Below are 12,406 nucleotides of genomic sequence, written 5' to 3' on the forward strand. Positions count from 1 at the left end.
GGCTGATCTCCTACGCGACGCTCTCCGACTACAACACCAATATGATGCTGGCAACCGCGGGCGGCTCCAGTTCAGTCAACCCGTCGCTGGTCAGGACCGCTGATGGCCTGTTCTCCGACAAGGTAGCGCATTTCCACATCCGCAAGATCTTTCGGCCGCGCACCTACGTCTACATGGGCTTGTGGTCGCTGATCGGCCTCGGCCTGCTCTATTCCCTGCTGACGCGCGACCGGCTCGAACTAAACGTGTTGCATGATCGCAATCCTCAGTTCGTCACGCTGTCCGACGGCTCCATCCGCAATGGCTATACCGTCAAGCTGCTCAACATGATCCCGGAGCCGCGGACGCTCGTCGTCACGATCCAAGGCCTGGATGGAGCTGACATGAGCGTGGTCGGCGAAGATATCCCGGCAGGCCGCTCATTCGCCATTCCGGTCGAACCCGACCGCCTGAAAATGCTGAAAGTCTTCGTGCGCCAGCCCGCGGGCCAGATCCGCGCGCCGGCGCAGACTTTCAAGTTCCGCGTCGAGGACAGAGCCAGCTTCGAATCGAACGAGTACACCGCCACCTTCAACGCGCCGGAGGCCCCCAGATGACTGCCAATGTACAAAAGCCTCGTGAATTTACCGGCAGGCACATGCTGGCCATCATCCTCGCCTTTTTCGGCGTGATCATCGCGGTCAATTTGACCATGGCGACGCTCGCCAGCACAAGCTGGACTGGCCTCGTCGTCGAAAACACCTATGTGGCGAGCCAGCAATTCAACAAGAAGGCCACGGAAGGACGGGCACAGGCAGCCCTTGGCTGGACCGGCAAGCTGACCATCGCATGGGGTGAAGTCCGCTACAGCCTCACCGATGCCGCTGGCAAGCCGGTTCCCCTGCACGGCGTCAAGGTGCTGTTTCGCCATCCCGCGTACGAGAAGGAGGACAAGTCGGTCACCCTCGCACCCGCCTCGGGCCAGGAATTCGCAGCCCAGCACATGCCGAAGGACGGCGTCTGGATTGTCGAAGTCGACGCCGACGCCGGTCTGGATAAACCGTATCGCGACGTCCGCAGGATCATGATTTCCCATGGAGCGCTGCAATGAGTTGTTGTGCACCGGGCGCCGAAATGGCGCTTGATCTGGGCAGCACCACGTCGGTCCTGCCGTCTAGTCAGGAGATCAGGCTGGCGAGCCGATCGCTTGGCGATGATCTCCGCCAAACCGATCTTTCGGTGCCGAGCGTTCATTGCGCAGCTTGTATCCAGACGATCGAGACGGCGTTGGGAACGCTCGATCGCGTCGAGAGCGCCCGCGTCAACCTGTCGACGAAACGGGTCTCGGTCCGCTGGCGTGGCGACGAGGTTCCACCGTTCGTCGCCGCGCTTGGACGGCTCGGCTACCAGGCGCATCTCTTCGCCCCCGAGATTGATGAAAAGGACAGGACGCTTTCGGAGTTGATCCGCGCCGTCGCGGTTGCCGGGTTCGCGGCGGGCAATATCATGCTGCTTTCGGTCTCTGTCTGGTCCGGTGCCGAAGGCGCTACCCGCGACCTGTTCCACTGGGTCTCTGCGCTTATCGCCATCCCTGCACTCGCCTTCGCCGGCGGCATCTTCTTCCGCTCGGCCTGGAATGCGTTGCGCCACGGCCGCATGAACATGGACGTGCCGATCGCGGTCGGGGTGTCGCTTGCCTACGCCATGAGCCTCTATGAGACGATCAACCATGGCGACCATGCTTATTTCGATGCATCGGTGTCGCTGCTGTTCTTCCTGTTGATCGGCCGCACGTTGGATCACGTGATGCGCGAACGTGCCCGGATCGCCGTGAAAGGCCTGTCCCAGTTGGCCGCACGTGGCGCCATGGTGCTGCGCGGCGACGGCGCACGCGACTATCTGCCGGTTGGCGAGATCGAACCAGGGATGCAGCTGCTGATTGCTGCCGGCGAAAGGATACCCGTCGACGGCAAAATCATTCAAGGGGCATCGGATCTGGACTGTTCGCTTGTCTCGGGCGAGAGCACGCCTCGAAGCGTTGCAGCAGGCGAAGCCGTGCAGGCTGGTGTCCTCAACCTAACCGGCCCGCTGACGATTGAGGCGACAGCCGCCGCGAAAGATTCGTTTCTGGCGGAAATGGTTCGGCTCATGGAAGCCGCAGAGGGCGGCCGCGCGCATTATCGCCGGATCGCCGATCGCGTTTCAGCGCTCTATGCCCCGGTGGTTCATCTCACAGCCTTCGCGACGTTCCTTGGCTGGATGGCGGTGACCGGCGACTGGCATAGGGCGATAACCATCGCCATTGCCGTTCTGATCATCACCTGCCCGTGCGCGCTCGGCCTCGCCGTACCGATCGTTCAGGTGGTCGCCGCGCGGCGTCTGTTCGAGAACGGCATCATGGTCAAGGACGGTTCGGCCATGGAGCGCCTGGCGACGATTGATAACGCAGTGTTCGACAAGACCGGAACGCTCACGCTCGGACAACCCCGGCTCCTCAATGCATCGTCGATCGATCCGGCCATGCTGGCAATCGCGGCAGACATGGCCGCGCACTCGCGTCACCCGTTTTCAAAGGCCATAACCGGCTTTGCCGCTCCTGGCGGGCAACACAAATTCGATGCCGTCACAGAGCATCCGGGGTTCGGGATCGAAGCCACTGTCGCCGGAAGCATCTGGCGGCTGGGTCGACGCGGATGGGCTGGATGGAAGGCCCGGACCGGTGGTGAAGGCAACCATGGCTATGGCGGAACGGTGCTGACAAAAGACGGGTTCATTGTCGCGACCTTCGATTTCGAGGATGCGCTGCGCGCCGACGCGGCGGCGGCGATCAAGCGATTGAACGATACTGGGGTGTCGATGCAAATGCTGTCGGGCGATACCGCAGGTGCCTGCGGCGAAGTTGCAAGAATGCTGGGTGTCGACGACTTCGTTCCGTGCCTGCTGCCGTCGGGCAAGGTCGAGCGCATCGAGACCCTGGCGAAAGACGGACACAAGGTTCTGATGGTTGGCGACGGCCTCAACGACACGCCGGCGCTGAGCGCGGCGCATGTCTCGATCGCTCCGGCCACCGCCGCCGACATTGGCCGCAATGCCGCCGACTTCGTATTCCTGCGCGAAAGCCTTCTGGCAGTGCCTCTCGCGCTGGACGTCTCGCGCAAGGCGGGACACCTGATCCGCCAGAACATCGCGATTGCGATCGTCTACAATGCCGTCGCCGTGCCGATCGCCATCCTGGGCCACGCCACGCCTTTGTTAGCGGCGATTGCCATGTCTGCCTCATCGGTGCTTGTTATTGGAAACGCATTGCGCTTGCACGGCTTCGGGGCGAATGCGACGCTGCAAGTTATTCAAAAAGTCGGACGCTCCGCAGTCAGCTATTCGGCATAATCCTCGTGACGACGTTGCTCTATCTCATACCAGTGGCCCTTTTTCTGGGTGCACTGGGTGTGTCCGGCTTCGTCTGGGCATTGCGAAGCGGTCAATACGAAGATCTCGACGGAGCCGCCGAGCGGATACTAATTGATCGGGACGACAAACCGGAACGCTGATTTCAATCCGCTGTGCATAAGATGCGCGGATCGCGCTCGTCAGTCGAGCCGGCTCGGTCGGGAACAAGCTGTCCATGCTCCATGCTCCATGCTCCATGACCATCTTGACCTAAGCTGCACACTACATTTGTGAAAAGCCTCTGTCGTGCGAAGGACTGCCTACCATTGCACCCAGTATGAGGCGGCTGATGCCACGAGAGTACCTCGCGTGGCCGGACGAGAGCTTGGCAATGTGCGCACGGGTTCCAAAGTGGAACGTCACGGTCGATCACCTGACCGTGAACCGCCAGTGCCGATTGGTCATGTCTGGCTGATCCAGATCAGGGTCATACTCATCGGTGTGGTCTATTGACCAGTCTTCGACGGAGAAATGCATGACTTACGGAAAGATTGGTCGTCATTATCAGCACCTTCACGGTTCTGGGTTTTCTGTCGTGTGGTCGGCCATGCCTTGTGCTTACGGCGCAGCCATTAGCTGACCGGCGTCGTGTGTATCTCGCTTGCTGGCTGACCATCCGCGTGGCTGCGCGGACAGGGGGGCCGATCAACAGCTTTCGCCTTTGATGGGTTGTGTGCGTCGTTGCCGATCCATCCCGATTCCCGGCCCGCGCCTTGAGGCTATGCGACGGTACCGGAACCCAGCGCACGTCACGCGGTTCCGCGCGCGTGGTGTCCGCTCGTCACGACGATGAACGAACAAGCGGCTGGAGTACCATGAACACCGTACACATCATCGACTGCCACAATGCAAATGACTACTTCGCCGACAGGCAAGAGGGACCGATCGTGCAGCACTTGTTAAAGGCTGTCAACATCCGCGCGGAGCTCCACATGGCGTTGAACCGAACGAAATTTGGTGAGGCTGTAGTACGAGCGATGGAGGCGGAGTGCGACGTGCTTCACATCGCCGGGCACGGCAATGGTGACGGGATCGCTTCGTCCAGTGGGCGAAGTGGCCTTCTTTGGGCTGACTTCGTAAAAATGTTCCAGGGCTCGCATCCAGCGCCGAAGATCCTCGTGATGTCAACGTGCTGCGGAGCATCATCGGGGTTGGGACGTGCGTTTTCGAGATCGATCAACCGTCCGAAGTTGATCATTGGTTCGAGTGACGCGCGCTATTTCGACGACTATGTCGCCGCGTGGGCTTTGCTCTATCGGCGACTGAATTGCAAGGACATCGACATCGAAGCCATGCAGCAGGTTCTTGATGAGATATGCGCGGTCGTGGATAAAAGTTTCCGCTACCTTGGCTGGGATGACGAGAGAGAGCGCTACGTTCGATACCCTCACCCTCGCAAGAGAGCCCGCTTCGACGTCGTGGAGCGTGAGTAGTATGCGCAAGGGTTCCAGGTGGAATGTGGCGATCGATGCGGCGCGGCCGTCGCTGACCAGCGTCGCGAGTGTCTCGCTTGCTGGCGGCGATCTGCGCGGCTGCGCGGCGAAAGGGCGGGATCGGTTAGCCGCATCCACCTCTGAGCGCTTTGAGTGCTTCGTTGCCGATCGATGCGAATCTCCCGGCCCAGCGCCTTTAGGCAATGCGGCGGGCACGGAGCTCATGTCACTCGGCTCAGTTTCACCGTTACACGAGGATAGGCGACCGGATGGCGGCACGCTGATGGGCTCTGACGATAATTTTGACATCGTTGTCGTTGGAGCCGGCCCGGTCGGCCTTTCGTTCGCTGCGTCGCTTGCCCAAAGCGAACTCAAGGTGGCAGTTGTTGAACAGAACACATTCGATAGTCTGGCGAATCCGGCTTTCGATGGTCGCGAAATCGCGCTGACCAACGCTTCGATCAGAACCCTTCGCGAGCTCGGCGCCTGGGATGTCATTCCGGCTTCGGACAAATCAGCACTTCAAGGCGCGCGCGTGCTCAACGGCTCGAGCGCATTCGCTCTTCGTTTCGATCCTCCCAGCAACTCTGGAGAACCGCTGGGGGTTTTGGTTCCAAATTGCCGGATCCGCGAGGCGCTGTTCAAAATCGTCCGCTTGCAGGATCGCGCCCGGCTGTTGTGCGGCCACTCGGTCGTCGATGCAACAAACAGCCAAGAAGGAGCAGTCGTAACGCTCTCTAATGGCGCGCGTTTAACTGCTCGGCTGGTTGTTGCCGCGGATTCGCGTTTGTCCGCCACGCGTGATCTGCTAGGCATCGGCGCCGATATCAACCGGCTTGGCCACTCGATGCTGATTTGCCGAGTGAGGCACGAGCGCGCCCACCACCAGATCGCCATCGAATGGTTCGATCACCATCAGACGATAGCGATATTGCCCCTAGCGGAGGGCATGTCGTCGCTGCTGCTCACATTGCGCTCAAACGAGGCCTATAGACTGCTTGCCTTCGATGATGATTTGTTCCTGTCGGAGTTGACGAAACGGTGTCGAGGGCGCCTTGGAAAAATGACCTTGGCAAGCAAGCGCCACACCTATCCGCTGGTCACGACCTGGGCGCACAAATTCCGGGCGCCGAGCGCCGCACTCATCGGCGACGCTGCCATCGGCATGCACCCGGTGACCGCTCACGGGTTCAACATCGGTCTCAGCAGCCAGAAGCAACTCGCCCGTGGAATCATGACTGCGTGCCGCGACGGCCGCAATGTTGGCGACCCCGACATGCTGCATATATACGAAAGGCGGCTGCGCCTGTCGGCGGCGCCGCTCTACCATGCAACGAACATATTGGTTGGACTCTACTCCAGAGACCACCTGGCGGCACGGCTTGCAAGGCATCTGGGGCTTCGCTTTGCCCAACATGTTCCCCTTGTCCGGCATGGGATTTCGGCGGAGCTCCAGCGGTGATACTGCACCAGCAGTCGCATTTTTGCGCGTGCTGGGCGAGCGATGGGAGAGAGTGCATGATGCACCGGAGTAATCCTGCTCCCCGACGCTGATCTCCGATTGAAGAATTAACCCGTCCTTCAGGGGGGCTGCATAGGCTGCGGACAAGCAGGAGTAAGCAAGCTGACCCGTCCAGCCTTGGAAAAAGAAGATCCGCTGGAGGCGAGAATCCTTCAGGACCAGCTCGCTGATCTGAGGGCAGGCCTTTTCGTCTCAATGCCGATAAGCATTGTGCTGTCCGGGCTGATTTTGACCGTGCAGGCCCTTTCCGGGAACGGTCTTGCTGGCGCGGCCTGGTTTTCGGTCGTTAATGCGATAAATGCCGCCCGCCTTGCACTCGCCCGTCATCAGCTGAAGGAACCCGGAGTCCAGGATGATCTGACACGGGTTTGGCTGCGGCTTCGCTGGTTTGGCAGGCTTGCTCTTCTGGCGGGATTCACCTGGTCATTCCTTGCCGTCCTAACGGCTGGATACACGACGTCTCAAGCATCGCTGCATCTAATAATTCTGGCGGGCATTTCAGCTGGCGCGGTCACGTACGGCAGCTCATATGCTGCGGCAGCGATATGCTTCATCACACCGCCACTCCTCATTGCCGCCGCATGTTTGCTGACGAAGGGAGCCCCGGAAAACTACATTCTGGCTTTTGCCGTCCTGCTTTTCGAGGGCGGCCTGGTTCGATCCTCGTTCGTTGGACAAGCGCGCTTCCGTGACGCGAGCCGCCTGAGACATCAAGCCGAGCGGCTTGCCGCGGAAATGGAGCGCAATTCCAGGGAGGACCATCTTACCGCGCTCCTCAACAGGCGGGGCCTCGAACATGCAATCGATCAGTTTGAGAACACCGATGGACCCTTTGTGGCCATGCTGATTGATCTGGACGGGTTCAAATCTGTCAACGATACCTACGGTCACAGAACGGGTGACGAGCTGCTTGCCAGGATCGCCCGCCGAATAGAGGAAGAAGCACCGGAGGGCTCAACGCTCGCCCGCATCGGTGGGGATGAATTCGTGCTGGTTTTTTCTTCGCGAAAGAATTCTCCTTCTCCCACCAATCTCGCGTCCAATCTCATAGCCAAGCTTGCTCGCCCCTATCCTGGGATCGCATCAGTCCGCATTGGAGCGTCTATAGGAATCTACTTGGCTGAAAACCCCGGACTAACGGAAATGTTGTTGCGGGCCGACATCGCCCTTTACACAGCTAAGCGCCGCGGCAGGAATGAATTTTGTCTGTTCGATGCCGAGCTAGCCCGGGAGTTGCAACGCCGCCAGTCAATCGAACGCGATCTTCATTCGGCGATAACGATGAGAAGCTTGGTCGCTTGGTTTCAGCCAATCGTAAGACTCGAAACTGAAGCCGTCGTCAGTTTTGAAGCCTTGCTAAGATGGTCTCACCCGCTTCACGGTCCCATTTCTCCGCCCGAGATCATGACAGCGGCACGCGAAACTGGAATGCTTCAGCTGCTAACTCAAACGGTATTCGCCGACTGTTGCGCTCTTATCGAGGGCTTGGTCAAAGCTGACCGTCGTGATGTTCGTGTGGCGATGAATGTTTCACCGTGCGAGTTGGAAGCTGGCGATATTGACGAGATGATTCTTAATGGTCTGGCGGCAAAAGACCTCCCTGCAACGATGTTCGACATCGAGATTACCGAAGAAGCCCCAGTGGATCCGGACAGAGTGGATGAAAAGCTCGCCCGGCTTTCACATGCTGGCATTTCTATCGCGCTCGATGACTTCGGCACCGGTTTTTCGACGTTGGCATCGCTCAAGGACAGTCGGATCAGGAAGGTGAAAATAGATCAGGGCTTCGTTCGCGGCTTAGCCAAGTCCCGGGAGAATCGGCTGCTTGTCAAAGCGGTGATTGATCTTGGTAGGACGCTCGGGATCGAGGTCATGGCCGAGGGCGTTGAAACAGAGGCAGATCGGCAAACTCTGTACCAGCTTGGCTGCAGAACCGCGCAGGGCTTCCTGTTCTCTAAGGCAGTGCCTCTCCATTTGGCACTTGATTCGGTAGTAAAAGAGCACGCGAAGGAGTTGTGACCGGCCTCTCCGTCCGTGCTGCTCGCGGAACTTTCATGTGGGGTGGACCTGACGCGCGAAAGCCGTTTCGGACGGTAGAGTTATTACGGGGCGAAACTGAGCACGTGGTTTGGATAGCAGCAATCCGGTCCACCGGCGCACATGCAGCGGCTTCATACAAGCGTTCAAGTTGCGAGATGAGCTTGAGTGAACGACGTCGGAGAATTGCGTCCTTTGGACGCTGGTTTCGCGGTTCCCGTAGGATTCGATTACGGGAAGCGTTCTTGGCTGCTTCTCGGCTCAGCGCTCATCGGGATGAACAACGTACCCGCGGTCAAGGTCTTCGCGACCTCAACCCAGTCACCATCCCGCAACAGCAGCGGTCGGGTCCTGATCAAGCGCTCAGCCTCAGCACAGGTGCTGGAGCAACGGTAGAGCGCGGAAAACGTGTATCGGAATGCGCTGGCTCACCATAGGAAGCTGCCACGGCATGTCGAATGTCCCCAGGGGGCGGACCGTTCCCTTGCATTTGTCTCGATGACGGGCTCTCAAAGCTAAAGCCAAGAGAGCTTTATAAAAATCGCACCCGATCGGCTGCGCAACGACGACCAGCTGAGGCCCGATCGGGTGCTAAGGTCGTGCCAAAAAAGGCGCGTCACTGTCGCATTTCTAGCCGGCTTGCGATCGGACGTCATCTCTTGGCGATCGCTGCCCCTTCTCTCAAATGCGTTTAGCGGCGCCGATGGCGAATAGCGCAAGCTTTTCCACCCGTTTCTACTCCACTACCGAGACTCGTCACCAACCTCCTTTTATTCGCTTCCATATGGCCCATCCTGTCTCCAATCGAGGAGGAGCGCGAACATGGGCCAAGCCGTAGAACGTCTCAGTCTCGGGAATTCTTCTGCTCGCCAAACTGCCGTTGTCGCCGGCACCATATTTGGCAGGGTGACAGTGCACGACAAGATATCAGGCGTTCTTGTCTGGGCTGAACTATGCTTGCAAGCCATAACCCAAAAATCGCCGATCCCTTTGAATTCGAGCCGGATGAATGGGTGTTTCAAAATTTTTGGCGGTTTTAGGCAGAACCCTCCGATGGCCCGCGTACCGGTCAAGCTTCGTGAGCACTTTAGGTTCGTCGATCAGGCATAGGTTTCTTTCCCATGCCACATGCTGGCCGTTTGCCTAGTTCGGAAGCCCTCGAGAGGCGTTGCTCGTCTTGGTATGGCGTCGCCCCTTTTTCCGATCCATCGGCCACGGAGCTAGAATGGTGTCTAGCTGTTGCCGCCTACTTGGTCATCCGGCATGGAGATGCCTATATACCGACCTTCGAAAGGCTGGAATACGAGGTCGAACAAATGCGGCGGAAGCTCGGAAATCGCGAGCGAGCGCAGCGCGTGCTGGCCACGCTCAACCTAAATGGCTCGGACAGCTGGAGCCGTGAGGTTGGTTCTCAAGGCCTGGATGGCGCCGCAATCACATTCGCCCGGGCGGGGTAAAAGCGATTTTTTGGAGCCACTCGCGCTTTTGCGCTAACGAAGGTCCCGCGCCGTATTTGGGCCGGATCCATTTGTGGCCCATCAGAGAAGCAATTACCTTCTCCGGCGCCTCAACTGCCGTCAGCCGGTCCTCGAAAGTGTGTCGCAGGCTATAAAGACTATGCTCGGAAGTCGGCAGAAGTTCCTTGCTGGCGAGCACCTTGTTGACGAGCGCTGAAAGTGACGCGGCCTTGTCGCGATAACGAGGAAAGCCGTCCGGATGGAGCTTGATGGCTGCAAGTGCGCCGCCAACCAAGGGAATGTCACGGGCTGAATGACCGGTCTTCAAGCGACGGCCATTGGGGCGCACCCGCACATGCGGGATTTCTCGATCGAGGTGGATTGTTTCGGTGGTGAGGTTTGCCGCTTCAGAAAGCCTGAGTCCGGTATCGGCAATCACATAGATTAGATGGCGGGCTTCGTCATTGAGTCCGTCGAGCGCGCCTTCAGCGAGTATCTTCTCCTGAATGAACTCCGCTGTGAACGCAGCGCGTTGCCCGGGGACGGCGCCGGAAAGACGCAGGTTTCGAAAAACCGGCTCCAGCTTGAGCTGGTGAGTCAGATCGACGACGCGCAGCATTTTCGAAACATGGCCGATGTCCTTGTTGGCCGTACCGATATCAAGTCCATCCTCAACGATCCGCTTTTGCCACCACTCGCGGAACGCGATTGCGTCGTCCCGAGTGAGGCTTGCGATCTCCTTGTCGCCAATGACTCCAACCAGATTGGCAACTGCGCGCTTTTTGGGGTTACGCCATTTCTTGATTTGGTTGGGCGACATGGCCAGCAAGTTCTGTTGCTCGATCGTCTCGAATTCCTTGATAAGACCGCTCAGGCGGACCGCTGGCCGCTTCTCCCCACCCATGACGGCCGAGACGTCCTGCGCGTCCTCGATCGATTTTTTGTCGAGGAGCAGCTTGATACGGGCCATGAGTTCGTCGAGCGGCCCCGCTGCTAGTTCCTCGTTAGTGCGATAGGCCAATCCAAATGACCGCGCGCGCTTCCTCGCGGCTTCGAAACGCAGCCCCGCCTCGGCGGATTGGCCTTCCCGCAGTCTACGCCAATACGCCTCCAGCCCCGCGCCGAGGCTTTGCACTGCATCTCGCGCCCGTACACCGCGGGGATCGTCAGCCACGGCGACGCCCGTGGAAATGCGTACTAGGCAGCGGCGATCAAACGCCGCGAATTCCTTCGGCACCCTGCGGACGAGATACCAGATGCCTTCACGTTTATGCGGCTTTGGCGCTGCGGAACGTCGCATTATCTTTCTCTAATGTTACACAGTTTGTTACACAGTCTAAGATATGTTTCGCTTCGTGCTGGTCAAGTGCAACAAGGAAGCTTTTGAAAGGAAAGGATTTTTATGGAAGCTATATGGCGGAGAGGGAGGGATTCGAACCCCCGATGGGCTTGCACCCATGCCGCATTTCGAGTGCGGTGCATTCGACCACTCTGCCACCTCTCCGCGGTCATGGTCGGCCGTTGCCGGCGCGGCGCACTAGATAACGGCTGAACGGGCAGGTTACAAGGCCAATCCGTCAGTTATTTGGCTTGCTTGGCAAGCGGCGGATTCACGGGCTGGTGGGTACAGCGAGGCCCGAGGCAGATTGCCGACCAGTCACCCATCCTCAGCCCAGGCGGGGGCAACGCCGTGGGCATGTCGGCACAGCCGGTCCGTGCCCGCCAATGACGGTCTCGAAACGGCGCGGCTGGTTTGCCTTGACTCGCCCCCAACCTTCGGTTAGGGACAGCGCGCAATCGGCGTGGAGGGTTCTTCCGCGCCGCTTGTTTTTTGAACCCGCAGACTGACAAAAAGACGGCTGAACTGCCTCAGGCGGTTCATCAAGGCCGACCGAACAGCGAAAGGCAAAAAATGTTCGCAGTCATTAAAACGGGTGGCAAGCAGTATCGCGTTGCCGCCAACGATCTCCTGAAGATCGAAAAAGTCGAAGCCAATGTCGGCGATATGGTCGAGATCGGCCACGTCCTTGCACATGGCGAAGGCGAGAATGTCACGTTCGGCGCGCCGTTCGTCGATGGCGCGGTGGTCACCGCCGAAGTCGTCGAGCAGGGCAAGAACCGCACCGTCATCGCCTTCAAGAAGCGCCGCCGGCAGAATTCGCGCCGCAAGATCGGCCATCGTCAGCTTTTGACCACCGTGCGGATCTCCGAGATCCTGCTGGGTGGCGCCAAGCCGACGAAGACGGCATCGGTCAAGGCGCCGAAGAAGGTGAAGGCCGAGGCCGCCACCGAGGTGCAGGCGGAAGCCGCGCCGAAGAAGGAGCCCAAGGCCAAGGCAGCCGAGACCGCGGCAGTGCCGCTGTTCAAGGCGCCGAAGGGTGAGCCGGACGATCTGACCGTGATCAAGGGCATCGGCCCGGTCGCAGCCAAGGATCTCAACGAGCAGGGCATCATCACCTTCGCGCAGCTCGCCAAGCTGACCGACAAGGATGTCGCCAAGATCGACGAGCACATGTCCTTCAGCGCCGACC

The 12,406-nt window shown here is 59.3% G+C and carries 9 protein-coding genes and 1 tRNA gene; 8 read left to right on the forward strand and 2 right to left on the reverse strand.

The genetic code is table 11. The annotated features are described in order from the left end of the window. The 7 genes from EN984_RS06630 to EN984_RS06660 all read left to right on the forward strand — a co-directional run. On the forward strand, nucleotides 1–596 hold a 596-nt coding region (locus EN984_RS06630; protein WP_281057260.1), incomplete at its 5' end, for a FixG Ig-like domain-containing protein. Beyond that, nucleotides 593–1,090 carry a FixH family protein gene (locus EN984_RS06635; RefSeq protein ID WP_024502867.1) on the forward strand — a complete coding sequence of 166 codons (498 nt, stop codon included), beginning with the start codon at nucleotides 593–595 and terminating at the stop codon, nucleotides 1,088–1,090. The genes EN984_RS06630 and EN984_RS06635, both read left to right, overlap by 4 nt. After that, nucleotides 1,087–3,366: a cation-translocating P-type ATPase gene (locus EN984_RS06640; protein WP_024502868.1), complete on the forward strand. Its 2,280-nt coding sequence runs from the start codon at nucleotides 1,087–1,089 to the stop codon at nucleotides 3,364–3,366. The genes EN984_RS06635 and EN984_RS06640 overlap by 4 nt, the downstream gene beginning before the upstream one ends. A gap of 5 nt (nucleotides 3,367–3,371) precedes the next feature. After that, complete coding sequence (gene ccoS / locus EN984_RS06645) at nucleotides 3,372–3,527, forward strand: cbb3-type cytochrome oxidase assembly protein CcoS (RefSeq protein WP_081714250.1); 156 nt, start codon at nucleotides 3,372–3,374, stop codon at nucleotides 3,525–3,527. A gap of 714 nt (nucleotides 3,528–4,241) precedes the next feature. Further along, nucleotides 4,242–4,859 carry a hypothetical protein gene (locus EN984_RS06650; protein WP_024502869.1) on the forward strand — a complete coding sequence of 206 codons (618 nt, stop codon included), beginning with the start codon at nucleotides 4,242–4,244 and terminating at the stop codon, nucleotides 4,857–4,859. A gap of 280 nt (nucleotides 4,860–5,139) precedes the next feature. Next, nucleotides 5,140–6,321: a 5-demethoxyubiquinol-8 5-hydroxylase UbiM gene (gene ubiM / locus EN984_RS06655; protein WP_024502870.1), complete on the forward strand. Its 1,182-nt coding sequence runs from the start codon at nucleotides 5,140–5,142 to the stop codon at nucleotides 6,319–6,321. A 177-nt stretch (nucleotides 6,322–6,498) separates the two neighbouring features. Then, nucleotides 6,499–8,400, forward strand: a complete 1,902-nt coding sequence (locus EN984_RS06660) for an EAL domain-containing protein (protein WP_024502871.1) — start codon at nucleotides 6,499–6,501, stop codon at nucleotides 8,398–8,400. A gap of 1,452 nt (nucleotides 8,401–9,852) precedes the next feature. On the opposite strand, the gene EN984_RS06665 is transcribed toward EN984_RS06660, so the two are convergent. Next, a complete protein-coding gene (locus tag EN984_RS06665; protein ID WP_024502873.1) occupies nucleotides 9,853–11,175 on the reverse strand; it encodes an integrase in 1,323 nt (440 codons plus the stop codon). 114 nt (nucleotides 11,176–11,289) lie between these two features. Beyond that, a tRNA-Ser gene (locus EN984_RS06670) sits at nucleotides 11,290–11,379 on the reverse strand. A gap of 408 nt (nucleotides 11,380–11,787) precedes the next feature. On the opposite strand from EN984_RS06670, the gene rplU reads away from it, so the two are divergent. After that, nucleotides 11,788–12,406 (forward strand): 50S ribosomal protein L21 (rplU, locus tag EN984_RS06675; RefSeq protein WP_127383670.1); only part of this gene is annotated, 619 nt, incomplete at its 3' end.

It is taken from the genome of Mesorhizobium sp. M7A.F.Ca.CA.004.12.1.1 (assembly GCF_003997835.1).
Lineage (GTDB): Bacteria > Pseudomonadota > Alphaproteobacteria > Rhizobiales > Rhizobiaceae > Mesorhizobium.